The sequence below is a fragment of the Paenibacillus taichungensis genome, from assembly GCF_013359905.1.
Classification (GTDB): domain Bacteria; phylum Bacillota; class Bacilli; order Paenibacillales; family Paenibacillaceae; genus Paenibacillus; species Paenibacillus taichungensis.
Genome location: NZ_JABMCC010000112.1, coordinates 1 through 19,940, shown reverse-complemented (window position 1 = coordinate 19,940; position 19,940 = coordinate 1). Strand labels below are relative to the sequence as shown.

Genomic DNA, 19,940 nt, shown 5'->3' with positions numbered 1-19,940 from the left:
GTAGTAAGCAGCCTATCAACTTGATAAGGGGGACTGTAAATGAAATATAGAAATTGGTTAAAGGTTGCTTTGATTACGACTTTGACAGCTTCGATGCTCAGCGCATGCGGAGGGGCTAACAACGAGGGAGCGAGTGCAGGATCGGCGAATCAAAATGCTGGTGAGACCATTAATCTCACGCTTTGGGGAGCTGTTCCTGCTGAGGCTGGACCTCAAGAAGTGATTGACAGCTGGAACAAAGAAAATCCTGACATTCAGGTCGAGTACTTCCGTTATGTAAATGATGACCCCGGCAACCTGAAGCTGGATACGGCGCTCATGACGGGTCAGGACGCAGACTTGTTCGTCAACTACACGATTAACCGGTTACAGAAACGTGTTGATGCAGGAGTCGCTTTGGATCTGAGCAGCAGAACAGATTACAACATCGACGAGCAAATGGGGGTAGACGCCGCTCAATGGAAAATCGGGGATAAGTATTATGGTATTCCGACAAAGAAAAACATGTTATTCATCTGGCTTAACAAAAGCATGCTGGATGAAGCCGGTCTTCCGATTCCTCCCGTTGATTGGACGTGGGATGACTTGAGAGAATATTCGAAAGCGCTAACAAAATCGAATGTGTACGGTCTTATGCAGCATGATGCTGCCTTTACCGCTGCAATTGACGGTACCATTGCGGGCCTTGGCGTAACCACGCCGGAAGGCACATCTAACTTCAATAATGATCTTTGGAAAAAGCAGCTTCAAATCGTGCATGACATGATGTTTGTGGACAAATCGACACCCGAATATGGAGAACAAGTAACAAGCAAGATGCCAGTAGACACAATGTTCCTCAAAGGGGAGGCAGCTATGTTAGCGGCAGGAGAATTTATTTTCCGCAACGCCAATAACCTGAAGGAATTTCCTCATGACTTCAAAATCGCATTCGCTACAATTCCGAAAGTATCTGCCGATCAAAAGGATTATAAATATGCTGGCGGTTTAGGTGATATGCTCTCGGTTAATGCAAAATCCAAGCATCAGGATGCGGCATGGAAATTCGCAAAGTGGTATGCGGACGGCGGAATGTTGCCAATGGCAAGTGGAGGACGCCTTCCATCCTCGAAGAGCGTTGATAACAAGCAGGCAATGGACCTGCTGCTCAAGGGTGTTGAAGACAAATACGATACAGAGTCGATGAATAGCGTTGTGTTCGGAGAGTTCCCATCATTCCAGCTAAATGTACCGCAGCAAGCGCTGGATGCCCGCAAGGAAGAATACGAGAAATACTTCCTGAATGAGCAGGATATCGATACAACGCTTAAGAATATGGCCAAACGCCATCAGGAATATATCAAATAATCAAATAATCGAATATTGACAATATCCCTAAGAGAGAAGAAGGATTCTTCGCTTCCGTCTTCTCTCTTTGCTGTATTTAAAAGTTCCATACGAGAAGAAAGGCGGCGTTTTCTGTGAAAAGGAACAGCTGGATTCGGAAACAAGGCTGGGTTGGCTACGTATTTATTTTGCCTAATATGCTCGGTATCCTCGCATTTTTTATTCTGCCAGCCTTGTACTCCTTCTTTATGATGTTCACGGACTATCAATTCGCCAATCCGAATTGGACGTTCACCGGATTAGATAATATCAAACGCCTTTTTGGTGATGATCAGTTCTATGCTTCAATCAAATACACGATCATATTCCTGATGTCCGTTCCGGTCTCATTGGCAATTGCATTTCTCGTTGCTCTTGTGCTTAACCGGAGCGTGTATTTGAAAGGATTGCTTAGAGGTATGTTCTTCCTGCCATATATCTCTAGCGGTGTTGCTGTTGCTTTTGTATGGATGTTGCTGTTCCAGCCGTCCCAGGGGCCGATTAATGAAGTGCTTCGCTTTATCGGCATTGTATCGCCTCCGGGCTGGTTCGCTGATTCGAGTTCGGCGATGTATGCCATTGACGTCGTGCAAATATGGTTTATGTTAGGCTACAACATGATTATCTATCTGGCAGCCCTGCAGGAGATTTCGACTGAGCAACTTGAAGCGGCACGTATTGACGGTGCAGGGAAAGCAACTATTACATGGAGGATTGTATGGCCGCTTGTTAGTCCAACGACATTTATGCTATTGATTACGGGGCTGATTATGACGGTCAAATCCTTCTCTCTCATCCAAGCGATTACGGGCGGCGGCCCAAGCGGAAGCACCACGATTCTGTCGTTGTTCGTCTACAAAACGGCATTTAGCTATTATGAGATGGGCTATGCATCAACCATTTCCTGGTTCCTGTTTGCGGTTATTCTTGTCATTACCATCATCCAATGGGTCGGCCAAAAACGCTGGGTCCATTACTAGAGAGGAGCTGACCCAATGTTTAGAACAACGAAGACACGCTCGGTTAAGCTTTCTGTAACGATCCTTATGTTAATTGCAGGGTTGTTTATGATTGTTCCTTTTTTATGGATGCTCAGTACTTCCTTCCAGACCCCGAGCGAAGTATTCCGCCAATGGCTTCCTTCGAAGCTGGACTGGACCAGCCATAAGCGAATCTGGACGGGAAACTATAATTTTCTCCCTTATTATTTGAACTCAATTAAGATTGCCGTGATTGGTACAGCTGGTGCCGTTTTTTTGTCGGCCTTTGCTGCTTATGGCTTCGCCCGTACGGAATTTAAAGGACGTAATACCCTCTTCATCGTGTATCTATCCATGATGATGATACCTCCACAAGTTGTTTTTGTTCCGAAGTTTATCCTGTTTAACTGGCTTCATATATATAACACACATTGGGCATTAATTCTGCCAGCCATGTTCTCGATATTTGGTGTATTTATGCTCCGTCAATTCTTTCTCAGTATACCGAACGAGATTACAGAATCTGCATTACTCGATGGTGCGGGTCATTTTCGAATTTTCTTCAAGCTGGTGTTACCGTTAGCGAAACCAGCGCTTGCAACGTTTGCGATTATCGATTTTTCCTGGCAGTGGAATGATTATGAGAATGCTCTGGTTTTCCTGCAGAGTCCAAAGCTTTATACGATTCCGCTTGGTCTACAAAATTTCGTTTTGGAAAACAACGTTGATTATAACGGAATGATGGCAGCTTCTTCGGCAGCGATTATCCCTATGATTTTAATCTTTCTGCTTGGTCAGAAATATATTATTCAAGGTGTATCCAGTTCAGCTGTAAAAGGCTAATTCAAAGGAGGTTTATATCATGAGACGCGAAAGACTATTATTCGATGTTACGGTCATTGGCGGAGGACTTTCCGGGATTTGTGCCGCTATAGCAGCGGCAAGATTAGGTCAAAAGGTTGCACTCGTGCATAATCGTCCTGTACTTGGCGGCAATTCCAGCTCCGAGGTACGTGTATGGGTATGCGGTGCAACGGGGCATGGCGTGAATCGTTATGCACGGGAGACCGGCATTATGGGGGAATTGTTCATTCAGAATCAACAACGGAATCCGGAAGGTAACCCCTATTTGTGGGACGTTACTTTGCTGGAGGCAGTAAGAGCCGAGCCTAATCTCACTTTGTTTATGAATACAGATGTTAGAGAAGTAGAAGCAGACGGTGAGAAGGATGCAAGGATAATTCGTAGCGTGAAAGGCTGGATGATGGGCTCCGAGCGTGAGATTACGTTTGAAAGTGAGATGTTCCTTGACTGTACTGGTGACGGACTCGTCGGATTTCTCGCTGGAGCAGCATACCGGATTGGCCGTGAAGCCCGTCATGAGTTCGGGGAAGAATGGGCACCGGAAGTTGCTGATGATATTACGCTTGGCAGCACACTGCTGTTCTATACGAAAGATACCGGGAAACCGGTACGGTTTGTAGCCCCATCGTTTGCTAAAGACATTACGACAACCCCAATTCCGCTAAAGCGTGTGATACGCAGTGGAGATTCCGGCTGTCACTACTGGTGGATTGAATGGGGCGGAGAGCTGGATACGGTACATGAGAATGAGCAGATTCGGGATGAGTTATGGTCTGTTATTTATGGTGTCTGGGATTATATTAAGAACTCCGGCAAGTTTCAGGCCGAGGAGATGACTCTGGAATGGGTAGGCTCGATTCCAGGCAAACGCGAATACCGCCGCTTCCTTGGTGATACGATCCTGACGCAAAATGATGTTATCTCTCAGCGTCCATTTGAAGACCGCGTCGCCTTTGGCGGTTGGTCCATCGACCTGCATCCCCCACAAGGGATGTATGCAAGCGAGAGCGGCTCCAAGCATCTGCATGCAGATGGCATTTATCATATTCCGTTTGGGTGCCTGTACTCCCGAAATGTCAGCAATCTGCTGTTTGCGGGACGTAATATCAGTGCATCCCATGTTGCATTCGGAACAACCCGCGTCATGGCAACTTGTGCGGTAATGGGAGAAGCAGCAGGTGCAGGCGCTGCCTTGTCGGTAATCAAAGGCATCACGCCTCGTGAACTGCGAGAGCAGCATTTGACCGAATTGCAACAAACGATGTTGCGGACCGATGCCTCAATTATAGGACTGAGAAATATGGATTCTGCTGACCTTGCGAGAAGGGGAACCATCACGGCTTCAAGCACGATGAGTCGAATTTTGATCAACGAACCTTCCGAGGAGTACCGGTTGGTCGCTGACGTTGGATGGCTGTTCCCGACCGAGGGTGGAATTGAAGGATTTACTCTGTTGGTCTCTGCCCGGGAAGCGACAAGTCTGACTATAGAACTATGGGATACAGGTCGCCATGAGAATTATGTACCGGCAAACTTCAAGCAAGCTGTGGACATCCAAGTCGATGTAGGTGAAAAACAATGGTTGGATGTGCCTGCAGACAGTGCAATGTTTGGAGGCGATCCTTGTAATGTATTTGTCATTGTTCGTGCGAATGAAGCAGTCAGTCTCTACACATCAGTTGTCCCGATCAGCGGTGTCCTTGCGTTTGAGCGGGGAGTCAAGCCAATAGTCAGCTCTGATCTGGAGGATCATCAGCCGAATCAGCCCGTTATCGAATGGTCGATGAAGCGCCTTGTCCGAAAGCCATTCTGTTTTGCAGTTGAGACTGGCGCGTATTCACCTGATAAAGTCATCAACGGCTATGTCCGTCCGTTTGGCGGTCCACAGCTGTGGGTATCAGAACCCATCGCTAATGGCCGTGAAGAATGGGTTGAAGTCAACCTTCCAGAGCCAGTGGATATTCGGGAAATTCACCTTACCTTTAATGACGATGTTAATGAGGATTTGATCAATTTGCATCATCACGAGACACCGTTTCTGATCATTCCGGAGTTGGTTAAGAGCTATGAGTTGCAGGCATATATTAATGAGGAATGGGAACGTTTTGCTGGTGATAGCCATAACCTTACTCGCAAAAAGATTCATCGTCTTGAGAATCCGATACACTCAAAACGGATTAGGGTCATCATCAAGGAAACGCACGGTGGCGATCGGGCAGAAGTGTACGAAATTCGACTATATGATTCTCATAGATGACGGCCCTGCGGGGATCTACTAAGAGTTAGCTCATCTTAAATAATAACCTCCTACCTAAAGCAAAACTGTAATTTGCTCTAGTAGGGGGTCTTATTTTTGTTTTTAAGCGAACTTTGGTTTCCAACATGAAGCGAATAAGAGAATCTAGTGGTTAAGCCCAACTCTTTTTTAAGATAAATGATTTGACTTACAGTTAACTCTATGTCTTATACTCCAAATAGGAAAGAAAAATAAGTGGCTTTTCTGGAGTAGGGCAGTTACAATTTGTTAGGATCAATAGATGTGGGGTGTGGACGGGGGATAGGGAATGCATAATGGGTTGTAATGACGATTCAAATAAACTAAATTACGTAATGAATTGGAGATTTAATCAATAATGATAAAGAGTAAAAATTGGAATGTATTTGGCCTGGCATTGTTGCTGGGTTTATTTTCAACGTTAGGTCCATTTACGATTGATATGTACTTACCGGCTTTTCCTGAGATTGCAAAGAATTTCAATACAAGTGCATCACTTGTTCAGTTTAGTCTTACTGCTTGTTTATTAGGTCTAGGTGTGGGGCAGCTCGTTATGGGTCCTTTGAGTGATGCTCACGGTAGACGTAAACCGTTGTTAATCTCCATGGCAGCCTATATTATTTGTTCCTTGGCGTGCGCTTTTGCTCCTAATATCGGACTATTAATTTTGTTTCGTTTCACTCAAGGATTTGCGGCTTCAGCAGGAATTGTCATTTCTCGTGCGATAGCTAGGGACCTTTATAGTGGACATGAACTCACTAAATTTTTCTCTTTGCTGTTGCTTGTAGGGAATTTGGGGCCTTTGGCAGCACCGATCGCTGGAAGTGGCATTCTTTCATTCACGACATGGATTGGTGTGTTTATTTCACTCTCATTTTTGGGCATTTTCTTATTAATAATGACCAAATGGGGTTTGAAGGAGTCTAACCCGCCTGAACGACGCACGGCTCCCAACTTCAAACAACAGTTGGGCAATTACAGAACGCTACTACGTGATCGCAAGTTTGTTGGCTATATGCTTGCACAGGGAATCATGACGGCTGGGGTATTTGCATATGTAGCAGGAACACCATTTATATACCAAAATATTTATGGAGTCACACCAACTGTATTTGCTATATTGTTTGCTTCGAACGGGATCAGCTTGATCATCGGTTCCCAAATTGTGGGTCGGTTAGCACAACGTATACCTGAGCAGACTCTTTTATTATCTGGACTGTGGCTTGCTTTAGCGGCAAGTGTTGCAGCTTTGGTGGTAACCTTAGTTCATGGCCCGCTGTTCGCATTGGTCATTCCATTGTTCTTCTTTGTTTGCTCCATCGGTATTACGTCTACTGCGGCATTTCCACTTGCGATGGAGAGCCAAGCCAAGATGGCTGGAAGTGCAGCAGCACTGCTCGGCGTGGTTCCTTTTCTTTTGGGCGCCCTGGTTGCTCCTCTGGTTGGTATCGCAGGTGAAGACACTGCCGTCCCACTTGGACTCACTTTATTAATGACCAGTCTCGTTGCGATTCTTACGTACTTCCTACTCGTTAAAAAAATATCGCATCACACACCTCAACATGCTCAGTCTGATTCTAACTTTTAATTGAGAATATGAGGGATTGATTCTATTAGATATAGAAAACCGTTGAACTTTAATTTAAAGAATCAACGGTTTTTTATATTGTGGTAATGGAAAGACGGCAAAGAAACTTTTGAAAGTCTAGCCTTTCGGGATCTTCCGGTAGCTGGAAGGGGAGAATCCCGAAATCTTCTTAAAGAGTCGGGAGAAATAATAGGGATCGCTGATGCCCACTGTAGAGCTGACTTCCTTGATGCTCATTTCGGTAAGATCCAGAAGATGACCTGCCCGCTGAATTTTGAGCCGTAGGAAATATTCAATTGGAGCGACTCCCGTTTCAGAATTAAACAGAAAGATCAGATGCTGTTTCGACACCCCGACATGATTAGCCAACTCCGTAAGAGAAATAGAGCCACTCATATGAGCATTCATGTATTGAATCGCCTGTTCCAGATAAGTTTCACGTTTCTTCTCTTGTGCCGATTTGACGGCATTTAAACCAATTCCGGAGAGCAACTGTCTTGTAGTTTGGGCCACATGTACATGGGTAGTCAGGGCATATGTCCGCTCGGCCAGCATTTCATAGGTGGGTGCGAACCATTCCATTAAACGGGCTTTGCCGCTTGGGGATAAAGCGAGTGATGCGTTAGACAAACCAAACATCTTCACCAATTTATTCGCATGGCTGCCTTTGAAATGAAACCAGAAGATACTCCATGGATTTTCCTGCATTGCCCCGTAACGATGTGCAGTTTCGGGGGGGATTATTATCATATCTCCTTGTTGCATGAGTATTCGTTCTCCATGATTCAACTCAACCCATCCTTCTCCCGCTTCGCAAAAGATGAAAATATGTGAGGGGCTGCCTTCCAGGCGCTCCCTGAAATGATATAGAGCGTTAGAGAAATAGCCGATGTCCGTAATAAATAAGGTAGAGGTTAGTTCTTCTTGTTCCAGTTCTTTCATCCAGTATTCTGGAAGTACATATAGCTTCTCCTCTAGAAATCCTTCACGCTTGCGTATGTGGTCAGGACTCATTCCAGTTACCCCCGTAATTCATAATCCGAATAAGAATATAATCCATCACTTCCCGCATTTCGTCAATTGGAACCTTCCTTGACAGAATATACAGTATAACTATCAAGACAAGGGAGGCAGTTCTAACATGAAGCATGAGGCTGTGGATCACAAGCTGAAGGCGGATCCAACCGGATCCAGTCAGGTACAAGTGTGGGAGACAAACGTGTTGATACCTACATATGAGGCGGGTGAAGCTGACCCAAATCCTATGTTTCTGGAGAAAAGAATCTATCAGGGAAGCACCGGCCGTGTGTATCCGCATCCAGTGATCGAGAGTATCTCGGATATGAAGCATGATAAAAATTACAAATTGGTTATTCTGGAGAATCAGTATATCCGTATTGAGATCATGCCGGAAATCGGTGGTAGAATCTATCGTGCGCTTGATAAAACGAACAATTATGATTTTGTCTATTATAACCGCGTCATTAAGCCTGCACTGGTGGGGCTTGCTGGTCCTTGGATATCCGGAGGAATTGAATTTAACTGGCCACAGCATCACCGTCCTAATACATTTGGTCCGGTTGAATACAAATACGAAGCAACTGGTGATGGCAGTGCTACAGTCTGGGTTAGTGAGATCGACCGGATGTACGGTACAAAAGTCACAGCAGCCTTCAAACTCTATCCGGATAAGGCCTATGTGGAGATCCAAGCTCAATTATACAACCGGACACCTGAGCCGCAGACCTTTCTGTGGTGGGCAAATCCGGCCGTAGCGGTTAATGAATATACGCAATCCGTGTTTCCTCCAGACGTAACGGCTGTATTTGATCATGGCAAAAGGGATGTCTCGCGTTTTCCTATCGCTACCGGAACTTATTACAAACAGGATTACTCGGAAGGCGTTGATATTTCCCGGTATAAAAACATCCCGGTTCCGACTTCGTACATGGCTTATAAATCCGATTATAATTTCGTCGGCGCATACGATCACGGCGTAGAAGCCGGATTGCTGCATGTGTCGAATCATCATATTTCTCCCGGCAAGAAGCAATGGACGTGGGGGAATGGGGAGTTCGGTCAGGCGTGGGACCGTCAATTGACCGATGAAGATGGCCCGTACATTGAACTCATGACTGGAGTGTACACAGACAATCAGCCTGACTTCACTTGGCTACAACCCTACGAGGAGAAGACCTTTACCCAGTATTTCATGCCATACAAAAACATCGGTGTCGTAAAAAATGCCTCCATCGAAGCAGCCATCAATCTGGAAGTTGATGCTGAAGCCGGAGAGGCAGTGATCAAGGTATATGCAACATCTAATCTCGAACATGCCGTTGTGGAGTTGAGTGGGGCGGCAACCCGGTATTTGCAGGAAACGGTTGAATTGTCCCCTGTAGATGTATATCAGAAGGTTATTCCGCTGGAGAGTGGGGAGCAGGAGCATGATCTGAAGCTTTTGGTTCGAAATAGGGAAGGCAGAGTGCTGATTTCCTATCAACCGAAACGTCCGGATATTGAACAGATTCCTGAAGCTGCTAAACTACTGGCAGCACCAGAAGAACTGCGTTCGACCGAAGAACTGTATCTGGCAGGCCAGCATCTGGAGCAATATCGGCATGCTACGTTTGAGCCTGAAGCGTACTATCTGGAAGGATTGAAGCGGGATAACGGTGATATCCGGTTGAATGTAGCTTATGGAACTTTACTGCTTCGTCGTGGATTATATATAGACAGCGAACAGTATTTCCGCAAAGCGATTGAGCGGTTGACCTGGCGAAATCCGAACCCATATGACAGCGAGGCCTACTATCAGCTGGGAGTAGCACTTCGTGGTCAAGGCCGTTTGGAGGAGGCTTTTACTGCTTTTCACAAATCGGTATGGTCGGCAGCGTGGCAGGATGCAGGGTACTTCTCCCTTGCTCAGATTTCCAGCTTGAAAGGCCAGTACACTGAGGCTCTGGAGCATGTTGATCGTTCACTCATCCGCAATTCACGAAACTATAAAGCACGTAATCTGAAAGCCGCCTTGCTGCGCAAGCTTGGTCTGATTGATAAAGCAAAGGCCTGTGCGTTTGAAACCCTTGAATTGGATGTTGCGGATTTTGGAGCTTATAATGAGTTGGCTTTGGCTCATACAGCTATGGGAGACAAGGATGTTGCACAAGGTATTCTGATTGAATTGCAGCAATTGATGAGAAATGACGCCCACAACTATCTGAATGTCATCGCAGACTATATGGACAGCGGTTTTTATGAAGAAGCCATTGGAGTAGGGAAAAGCATAGTGGACCTGGAGAATTCAGTCTACCCGATGCTGCATTATGCACTAGCTGAATTATATGAACGTACCGGACAACATGAACATGCTCAAGAAGCTCGCCATAAGGGACAATTGGCCAACCCAACCTATTGTTTCCCGAACACCTTGTATGAACTTGAGCTGCTGGTAAGTGCAGTTCATGCTAATCCGAAGGACGACAAGGCTCATTACTATCTCGGAAACTTTTATTATGACAAAAAACGGCCTATCGAGGCGATTGCGAGCTGGGAGAAGTCCCGCGAACTGCGGGATGATTTTCCGACGGTACACCGAAACTTGGGGTTGGCCTATTATAATAAACACAACAATCCGCAAGCGGCCCTAGCTTCGCTTGAACAGGCCTTTGCTTGTGCACCGGATGATGGTCGTATTTTCTTTGAACTGGATCAGCTGCGTAAGAAACTCGCGTGGTCAACAGACAAACGCCTCCATATCCTTGAAGAGAGGCGAGATCTGGTTGAGAAGCGGGATGATCTGTATGTAGAATACGTAACCCTGTTAAACAATCTTGAACGTTATCAAGAGGCAATCGCTGCCTTGTCTCTGCGCAATTTCCATCCGTGGGAAGGTGGAGAGGGGAAAGTGACCGGGCAATATAAGTTGGCTCATACCGAGCTTGGTAAACAATCGCTGCAAAACGGTCATTATGAATCAGCAGCTCAGCATTTACAACAAGCATTAGTCTATCCGTTGAATCTGGGAGAAGGTAAGTTGGAAGGAACTCAGGAGAATAATATTTATTATTATCTCGGCATGGCTTACGAAGGTCTGCAGCGGGAATCAGAAGCCATCGCTAGTTACACCATAGCTTCACAAGGTCTAGCCGAGCCGACAAGTGCGTTGTTCTACAACGATCAGCCGCCAGAAATGATTTTTTACCAAGGGTTGGCCTGGTTGAAGCTCCGTAACGTGAAGGAAGCTAAGCGTCGTTTTAATAAACTGATCGATTATGCTGAAAAGCATATTTTTGACGACATCAAAATGGATTATTTTGCGGTATCCTTGCCGGATTTCCTGGTATTTGAGGATGATCTGAACCGGCGCAATGTAATCCATTGCCGGTACATGAGGGGGTTAGGACTTCTGGGGCTAGGCCGTGACAAAGAAGCCGGAACCGAACTTGAGTTGGCTCTGGAAATGGATCCTAATCATCAAGGGGCAATGGTTCATAGACGGTATTCCCGGCGACTGCGCGAAGGATGTCAACCTTAATGCTCCATCATCAAAGAGATGTAGAGATTTTGTCCATTGACTGTATTATAAAGAATAAACCTGTATTGCTAAAAACAAAAAGGAGGGTGTAATGATAATGGATGTAGGGCGTAGGGAGTTGCCGCGCAAACTGACCATCACGATGTGGGATTTTTCCTGGTACACCATGACCTTACCGGGAGAACCCTATAGCGACCTTGAGGCGAGATTTAAGGAAGCGGTGGAGAGGGGCTATAATACGATCCGAATCTGTGCGATGCCCTTTTTATTGTTCACGGCGGAAGGCAAGCGGCCGGGTCCGTTACACTTCGGCAGCCTTGGAGAGATCGGGCAGCGGACACGCTGGTATAACTGCCGGGGCGGCGCCGAGCTGGATGGACATGCGCATTTACTGGAGTTGTTCAGACAGGCCAAGGCACATGGCTGTTATATCATCTTGTCTTCTTGGGAATATCAGCAGAGCCCCAGCTTTCTGGCCTTTCCCGGGTTGCGCGATGAACTGGCTGCCATAGCTCCCGAGGAGCGATTTATGGCTATTGCGAGATCCATGGATCAGCTTATCCGGTATATAAAAGCGGAAGGATATGACGAACAGATCGTCTACACAGAGTTGCATAATGAGGTGGAGTTCGGGCAACTGACCGAGATTGGAAACGCTCAAGGCATTGCTCCGTCCAATGTACCGGCACTGGTGGGAGCCATGCAGCCTTATATTGAAGGGGCCGTAGGTTATCTTAGAAGTGTCCACCCGGATATCCTGATGACAGCAAGTTATACACTAAATGAAGCCTATCCCAAATCCTATGTAGCGGGAAATTTACAGGTTGCACATTTCCATCTCTATATCAAAGGGGTATTGAATGAATTAACCGAAGCGGCTGGAATTGATGATCAACATACGCCTTTTCCCGGCTCATTCGTCCAATCGCTCCTGCGAGAGGATGCGCCTGCATTTGAAGAGTATACGCTACCGCGTGACCAGGAATGGAGGATGGATGGAAATCCGGTAGGGTTAAGGCTGCTCTATCTTCATGACTGGGTGGAGCCCGATAAATGGGATCTTTTTTTATACGACAATTATAGTAAACATAAGCTGGCTATGCTGCAAAAGGTAGATATGCGCTTCGAGGAAGCTCACGAATGGGCTGCTCATTCTGGCTTGCCGGTCGTTATTGGGGAAGGATATGTTGGTTATACGCCGTTGTTAGCGGGATTCGAAGAGGGGCCAATAGGGAAATTTATTGCAGAGTACGCACTGCGTAAAGGAATGGCTCTTGGCTTCTGGGGAATGACTCTATGCTCCAACTGTGCACCACATCATCCTTTCTGGGACGATGTCGCCTGGCAGCAGAAATGGAATCGATATATTCTTGCATCGCAATAATTGTTATGTTGGCAAGAATCAAGCTTTATGTTCTCTTCTTTTTAGAAATGTCGTACATCAGAGTGAATACTTTACTATATCCGTATACTACGACTAAAGGAAGAAAGTAAGAAAAGAAAGTCCAATAGATGTTCCAGCCATTAAAATATATAACTCTACCCATCTCTTTAGCCAACCATTCGATCAGCGTTAATGTAAAAGATGTGATTAGAATTGCTAGCCATGACTTCGTATTTTTTTCAAGAATCATGTATATCATGAGGCACCCGGCAACAGGGTATATACCTAAGTCGAAAGGGAGGCCTGCATATGACTGGTTGTGAGTGTTTGGAAGTATATTCCAAAAGAAATTAAAACCCACACCGTTTAGACAAGAAGAGGTGGCTACTCCCAGCGGATAATAAGCTAAGAGGATGTTGACGTTTCTGCGTAGAATCCAACCACCAATTAAGATGGGGATAACCAAACCAAAAATGACATTCCCCAGCATCAAATCACTCCCATAAGTTTTCATCTGAATAATTTCTTATTATTAACCAAATTTAAAATTTCATAAGGGATGCATCTCACTTTTGTATTAGCAGGCTAGCCAGAATCTTCTGGTTGGCCTTTTTGTCGATTGAATAACGTGGTACTAGATGATAATGTGAAATAAGGGCGAGGTTTCCTCATTGGGGAAATATATTATTTGAATCGAGGTTTTGAAAATGAGGGTAAAACGAATTGTCACCAATATTAATACACAAAACGTTCCAGCAGCAAAAAACTTTTACCAGGATGTGCTTGAACTAGATTTATTGATGAATCATGGTTGGATTGAAACATACGGATTAATTGGGGAGGAGAACGTTCAAATAAGTATAGCCACACAAGGTGGCTCAAATACATCTACACCTGACCTTTCAATTGAAGTCGATGATGTCGATGAAGCGTACGAACGCATGAAAAGCGCTGGTTATACAATAGAATATGATCTTACGGATGAGCCCTGGGGAGTTCGTCGATTCTATGTCCGTGATCCATTTGGTAAGTTAATCAATATCCTTGCTCATATACATTAAATCAGTTGTCAGAGAGTGTGTACAAGCAGAGTTACTGTTTAAATTAAAGTTCTTTCTTTAAAAATTATTGTATATTGGTTTGAAGTATTGGCATTCTTTTCTCGGATGTTATGATTAACTAATAGTCGCAAATTCAAGGTGTACAATGACAAAATTGAACCAGAATCATCGCCAATGTGGTACATAAAGCTGCTGAGGTGTGGTGCTGAAAAAGTTCGCTATCATAAAATGAGAACTATACCAAAAGCTATAAAAGAGTAAAGCTTTGGATACTAAATCAAGTATTGTCTATTGTATAAGAGCTGAAAGATCTGAATAATTATATAGGTACACATTTTCCAATGTGCAATGTTCCACGTTTGTGTCCAAGGTAAAAGCAGATTATTCATCACTATTAACGGGGGGAACTAAGAATGATGAATGTTTTGTTGGTGGATGATGAGCCATGGGTACTTGAAGGTCTGCGAACAATGGTAAATTGGAATAAATACGGTTTTCAAATTTGTGGAGAGGCAGAGAACGGAAACGCTGCTTGGTCCATTATTGAGAACCTTCGGCCAGACCTGGTGTTTACAGATATTCATATGCCATCAGTGAGCGGACTTGAACTGATTGACCGTTCGATACAAAATCTAGCCAAACCGCCGCGTTTTGTCATATTAAGCGGATACGATAGCTTCGATTATGTGAAAACAGCGCTGGAACAGCGTGTGGAGGATTATTTACTCAAGCCCATTGATGAGGTTGAGATTGAAAACGTATTAGAACAGATGAGTCGTAAAATTCAGAACGAGCTTGTCTCGGAGAAGCTGTATCAACATGAGCGTAATTTATATGTAAACTGTTTGTTCAACCGTCTGTTTGAGGGTGAGGACAGCAGTGAACTGCAAGCCGAAGTGGAAAGTATATTGCAAATGGAGGGTCATGAGAACATGGCCTGTCTTTTAATTGAGGCGGATACTTGTAATGCGGACATACAATCACACGTACAGCGTTTTGCTAGCGCTCCTCACTACGAATTTTTTATGGATGCTGACGGAAGAATGGGTGTATTTGCTGCTGAAATTGAAGATTCCCTGAGTTGGCTTGAGAGGCTAGGGAGAAACCTGTTTGAGATGTACTCCGGTCATGCATCAATCATAGCGGCATTTGGATATCACTCAGGTGGAGTAGTCGCTATGCGGCCGGCATATGAAAAAGCATTTTCTGCCTTGAAATGGAAGCGTTATCAAGAAGAGAGTGGCATTATTTGCGATCAAGACTTGCCAAGGAATGGTATCATGGCGACTGTGAACCAAAAGACTTTAACTAACCTGTTTAATACCATTTTAACGGGTGAAGAGGGCGGGATCGAGAGAGAGGTAAACGAGCTGCTTGCAAATCCAGGTTCAGGACTGCCTGTGTCGGATATAGAATATGTTCGGGTACAATTACTTGCCCTTGAGATGGGAGTTCTCAAGCACCTGAAGGAGCTGGATGGGGATGTAGACAGGTTTAAGTTGCAGCTACAACATATGTTGGGCGGCTTAACCGACATTGATTCCTATCCTGCATTTCGGGAATATGCACTGGTATTAAGTATCAACGCTTTGAGAGCTCTGCAGGAGCAGCGAAAAGAAAAGGAATGCAGCACGATTTTTCGTGTAGTGCAGTATGTTAACCATGAGTTTCGGCAGAAGCTGCAGCTCCAGGAACTTGCACAGAAATTTCATATGAATGCCAACTACTTGGGGCAAGCCTTCAAACAGCAGACTGGCAAGTCTTTTCGGGAATATCTGAATGATAAACGGATCGAGGAGGCCAAGAGACTATTACGTCAGAGCTGTTCCAGCATAGCCGAAGTTGCGGTCAGTTCAGGGTACCCCAATGCTGACTATTTTGTAAGTCAGTTCAAGCGAATGACGGGTATGGCTCCTTCTACTTACAGAAAACAATCATAGGTCTGATATGACAAGTAACAAATGAAGGATGGCGATGGAAGACATGTTTAGGAAATTCCGATTTCGCGGTATCGTGAACGATATTCCTTTGAACTACAAGTTTATACTGATATACGTTATTGGTATTTTGCTTCCAATCATAGCAAGCAATTATTTGTTCATGGATCGTATGTCTGGGCTGATCAAGGAGCGGGAAGAACAGAATTTGCAAATCTCGCTGGAGCGAGCCAGAAAGGACATTCACACCATGATTGACGGGGGAATCGCTGTCAGTCACGCATTAATCACGGATAAGCTATTGTCCGAATCCATGGATCGTGTATACAATGGTCAACTGGATTTTTACAATACGTTCGATGAACAGCTTCGCCATCGGGTGACTTCCTATATTCCCGTGAACAATCAGATTCAGCGAATTGGCATTTACACGGATAACCCAACCATTGTCTCAGGAGGGGATTATTATTATCTGGACAGCTCAATGAACACCAGTACTTGGTTCAGGCAATGGGAAACGTCAGGGGAGTCACTGAGTGTGCTTGCATACCGCGATAAGGCAGCAAATGATCGCGCGGCGATCTCGTCGTATTTTAGCGTAATTGAAAAAATGGACTATTATAACTCGGACAACTCTTACAAGAAGCTGGTGCGCATTGATTTTTATCTTAATCGATTCTATGACGTTATTGCGAGAGAGAAAAGTTCGCTGGATCTGTATTTGGTCAACGCCAAAAATCAGATTATCGTATCCACAGATGACAAGTATCAGGGCGAGGTCGATAGTGATTATGCGTTATTCAATATGAGCAAGGCATCGGACAAGGATCTACATATCGTTCCAATTGGCAATGCCAGCTATGTGAAAGGTTGGAAGCTCATTGGTGTGCCTCAAGAAACACGTGTCAAACAAGCGATGCTTTCCATGAAGCTTTATTTTGGCATGCTCGCTGGTATCATTACCTTGGTTACCTCTATCTTTATCTATGTCGTGCTGCGATCATACAATTATCGAGTAAAACGCCTTTCAAGACATATGCAAAAGGTGGGTAACGAGAAATTTGATCTAATCAACATTGATGGTGGAAAGGATGAGATAGGTCATCTAATACGTAATTTCAACATGATGACCGCTCAGATCCATTCCTTAATCAATAATGTGTACAAGCTTGAAATTCAACAGCGGAGTCAGGAGGCTGAGCGTATTCGTGCTGAGCTGAATTTGCTGCAAAGCCAGATGAATCCCCATTTTTTATTCAATACACTAAATGCGCTGTTGGTGGTTAGCACCAAAAACAATTATGCGGATGTCAAGGATATTATCAAGGACTTATCCAAGCTGCTTCGCCGTTTATTGAATTGGAAGGACGATTTGGTCACGCTGGAAGAGGAAATGAGTTTTACGGTCATGTATCTTGGAATTGAGAAATTTCGTTTTCGAGACAAGTTTGAATATTACATTGATATTAGCGATGAGGCGAGGCAGTATAGAATTCCCAAAATGAGTATCCAGCAATTGGCTGAGAATGCTTGCAAACATGGAATTCAGGCTATTGAGGGACTCGGCTATGTGAAAATTAAAGCGGAAGTTGTGAGCGAGCGCCTGCGAGTCGTTGTATCTGATAATGGTAAGGGCATGGATAAGGAACGCTTACAAGAGGTTCTGTACCATATGCGGAGCAAGGAGGAATGCGGAGGGAGTCATATTGGCATACGTAACGTATATCGCCGTCTTGAGTTGTATTATGACGATAAAGTGGATTTTAACCTGGTGAGCATAATAGGTGAAGGGACAGAGGTTTCCTTCGAAATTCCATTGCAACTGCTAGAGCATCAGGATAAAGAAGGAGGCAGGGACAATGGCATTTAAAGTACTGTTGATTGATGACGAGCCATTGGCGCTAGAGGGCTTGCAGCTGTGGATTCCATGGGAAAGTCTTGGCTTTGAGGTATGCGCTTTGTGCAGCAATGGTGCGGAAGGATTGCAACGAATGGAAGAGCAAAAGCCAGATCTTGTCGTGGTTGATATTCATATGCCCATTATGAATGGACTGGAAATGATTGAAGAATGGCGTCGTAGAGGAAACTGGTTGACCAAGTTCATTATACTTACGGGGTACAGCGATTTTGAGTTTGCACGAAAAGCGCTTAAATTCAAAGTTTCCGGTTATCTGTTAAAACCATTAGATGAGGAACAGGCGGAGTCCGAGATTCGTACAATGGGCATGGAACTGCTAAAGGAGCAAGAGCAGCTATATATTGGGCAGATTGCATGGAGAGAGCAGGAAATTCTGACGATGAAGGAGGCTTTATTAGGCAAAGTGCGATCTCCAGAAAGTACTCAACTAATTCAGTCCCTTTCCCAGTCAGCTGAATCCTGGTGTGTATGTCTGGTTCAGGTATCCGAGAAAGAGTTTGGCCAGTGGAGTAGTCTTGCTTCAGAAGTTCTGAACGGCAAACATGTCATTTATTTCATTCGTATGCGAAATGATCTCGTATCCATTGTGTTCGGCGATGTTTCCTCCGGACCGCAGAGAACGAGCGAGAATTTAAGAACATTATTAGAAGGACTGGCTCGCCGTCTGGCGGGCTTTCGTACATATATGGCGATTGGCTCAGCGGAATCCTCTCTTCATCGAATCAGCAACTCCCGAATAACAGCAGAGAAGGCGTTGCTGCACGCCTTTTATGAAGCGGAAGTGAACAGCATAATGGATTATGCTGATCTTCAGAACCGTGATTTTCAAAGACACAACAAACAGGTTGAACTGATTGAGCGAGTACTCGGAGCACTTCAGCTCATTGATTACGCCAATTACCAATCCGCTGTGGAGTTTATGGAGCAATCGTTTCGGCAGATGAGGGTCCATCCGGATGAGGCTCGAAAATTTGTCATTTACCTTCTTCATGAAATTCGGGCCTACGTGAGGTCGCAAATGGCAGAAGATTCAGAGAATTACCGTTTGTTCGAAATTCCGGATCTGGATGAAACACTGTTAACCTTTGATGATTTGATTGGCATGTTGCGTTCGTGCGGAAGAGTCTGCTTTGAGATTTTGCTTAAAGAGAGCGTCTTCGAAGCACAGGGTATTGTACAGGATATTAACGATTATATTCATGCGCATTTCCGCGAGGGATTGACCATTAAGTTGCTTGCAGAGCGTTTCTTCCTGCATCCAGCTTACTTGGGACAACTGTTGATACGAAAAAATGGAATCGGCTTTAATGAACTGCTTCATAACCTGCGGGTTGAAGAGGCATGTCGATTGCTGCATATGAATCAGTACAAAAATAGCGAGGTCTCGGAAAAGGTTGGATACGCTAATTACCATCATTTTTTAAAACAATTTGAGAAACGAATGGGCATGTCTCCTAACGAATATAAGAAAAACGTCTAGCGATGTATCTTCAAAGAAGCCCATTTCGATATTTTAAGAAAACCTGAGGTTTTCTCGGAAAGAGCTATAATTCGAATATAGTTTCCATGAAGATGTAAATTTATAATTAAATTATTCAAATGAAAGGGCTTTCATATAGTGAGATCAAACTTTGGAGGTGCTTTATGGGGGACAGTAAAAAATCATTTTTCCGTATGGGGGCAACGTTGTTATTATCATTGAGCGTTGTGCTAGCAGGTTGCTCAGGTAGCAATTCAGGCAGCGGAGAGGAGAGTAGTAAAGGTAGTGAGGTGGGGGCTGATAGTCCGTTAGAAATCTCGGTATTCCTGAACGAGGCCGGACAGCAGCCAACCGCTGACAACAAGATTTACAAAAAAATCAAGGAAGAGCTCGGCGTTACATTCAAATTCGAATTTCTGGCTGGTGACAAGAACCAAAAGCTCGGCGTCATGATCGCCGGTGGAGATTATCCGGATCTGATCTCAGCCGATACCAAACTTACGGCAGCCGGTTCAGTCATTCCGCTTGAAGATCTGATTGAAGAACACGCG

13 protein-coding genes and 1 pseudogene are annotated in these 19,940 nt (G+C 44.7%); 12 read left to right on the top strand and 2 right to left on the bottom strand.

The genetic code is table 11. The annotated features are described in order from the left end of the window. The first annotated feature begins 39 nt into the window (after positions 1-39). The 5 genes from HP548_RS16150 (at position 40) to HP548_RS16130 (ending at position 7,072) form a co-directional block, all read left to right on the top strand. Entirely contained in the window at positions 40-1,347 is a 1,308-nt protein-coding gene (locus HP548_RS16150; protein ID WP_099855987.1) for an ABC transporter substrate-binding protein, read from the top strand. A 113-nt stretch (positions 1,348-1,460) separates the two neighbouring features. Continuing rightward, positions 1,461-2,345 carry a carbohydrate ABC transporter permease gene (locus tag HP548_RS16145; protein WP_076289323.1) on the top strand — a complete coding sequence of 295 codons (885 nt, stop codon included), beginning with the start codon at positions 1,461-1,463 and terminating at the stop codon, positions 2,343-2,345. Positions 2,346-2,360: 15 nt separating this feature from the next. Continuing rightward, positions 2,361-3,188, top strand: coding sequence for a carbohydrate ABC transporter permease (locus tag HP548_RS16140; protein ID WP_064637560.1), 828 nt, complete (start codon positions 2,361-2,363; stop codon positions 3,186-3,188). A 19-nt stretch (positions 3,189-3,207) separates the two neighbouring features. Continuing rightward, positions 3,208-5,466, top strand: a complete 2,259-nt coding sequence (locus HP548_RS16135; protein WP_175382227.1) for an FAD-dependent oxidoreductase — start codon at positions 3,208-3,210, stop codon at positions 5,464-5,466. Positions 5,467-5,842: 376 nt separating this feature from the next. After that, complete coding sequence (locus HP548_RS16130; RefSeq protein WP_175382226.1) at positions 5,843-7,072, top strand: multidrug effflux MFS transporter; 1,230 nt, start codon at positions 5,843-5,845, stop codon at positions 7,070-7,072. A gap of 117 nt (positions 7,073-7,189) precedes the next feature. Here HP548_RS16130 and HP548_RS16125 read toward each other — a convergent pair whose 3' ends face one another. Further along, a complete protein-coding gene (locus tag HP548_RS16125; RefSeq protein WP_175382225.1) occupies positions 7,190-8,086 on the bottom strand; it encodes an AraC family transcriptional regulator in 897 nt (298 codons plus the stop codon). 127 nt (positions 8,087-8,213) lie between these two features. Between HP548_RS16125 and HP548_RS16120 the strand changes: the two genes are divergently transcribed. Beyond that, on the top strand, positions 8,214-11,609 hold the full coding sequence (locus HP548_RS16120; protein ID WP_175382224.1) for a tetratricopeptide repeat protein: 3,396 nt from the start codon (positions 8,214-8,216) through the stop codon (positions 11,607-11,609). Between the two features lie 97 nt (positions 11,610-11,706). Continuing rightward, positions 11,707-12,993, top strand: a complete 1,287-nt coding sequence (locus HP548_RS16115) for a cellulase-like family protein (RefSeq protein ID WP_175382490.1) — start codon at positions 11,707-11,709, stop codon at positions 12,991-12,993. Between the two features lie 25 nt (positions 12,994-13,018). On the opposite strand, the gene HP548_RS16110 is transcribed toward HP548_RS16115, so the two are convergent. Next, positions 13,019-13,483 carry a CBO0543 family protein gene (locus HP548_RS16110; RefSeq protein ID WP_175382223.1) on the bottom strand — a complete coding sequence of 155 codons (465 nt, stop codon included), beginning with the start codon at positions 13,481-13,483 and terminating at the stop codon, positions 13,019-13,021. A 217-nt stretch (positions 13,484-13,700) separates the two neighbouring features. Between HP548_RS16110 and HP548_RS16105 the strand changes: the two genes are divergently transcribed. The 5 genes and pseudogenes from HP548_RS16105 to HP548_RS16085 form a co-directional block, all read left to right on the top strand. Next, positions 13,701-14,054, top strand: coding sequence for a VOC family protein (locus tag HP548_RS16105; protein WP_175382222.1), 354 nt, complete (start codon positions 13,701-13,703; stop codon positions 14,052-14,054). Between the two features lie 413 nt (positions 14,055-14,467). Further along, entirely contained in the window at positions 14,468-15,994 is a 1,527-nt protein-coding gene (locus tag HP548_RS16100; RefSeq protein WP_175382221.1) for a response regulator transcription factor, read from the top strand. Between the two features lie 43 nt (positions 15,995-16,037). Next, a complete protein-coding gene (locus HP548_RS16095) occupies positions 16,038-17,861 on the top strand; it encodes a sensor histidine kinase (RefSeq protein WP_246318093.1) in 1,824 nt (607 codons plus the stop codon). Continuing rightward, positions 17,851-19,389, top strand: coding sequence for a response regulator transcription factor (locus tag HP548_RS16090; RefSeq protein ID WP_175382220.1), 1,539 nt, complete (start codon positions 17,851-17,853; stop codon positions 19,387-19,389). Before HP548_RS16095 ends, HP548_RS16090 begins: the two co-directional genes overlap by 11 nt. A gap of 164 nt (positions 19,390-19,553) precedes the next feature. After that, positions 19,554-19,940, top strand: a pseudogene (locus tag HP548_RS16085) (sugar ABC transporter substrate-binding protein); the annotation flags it as partial.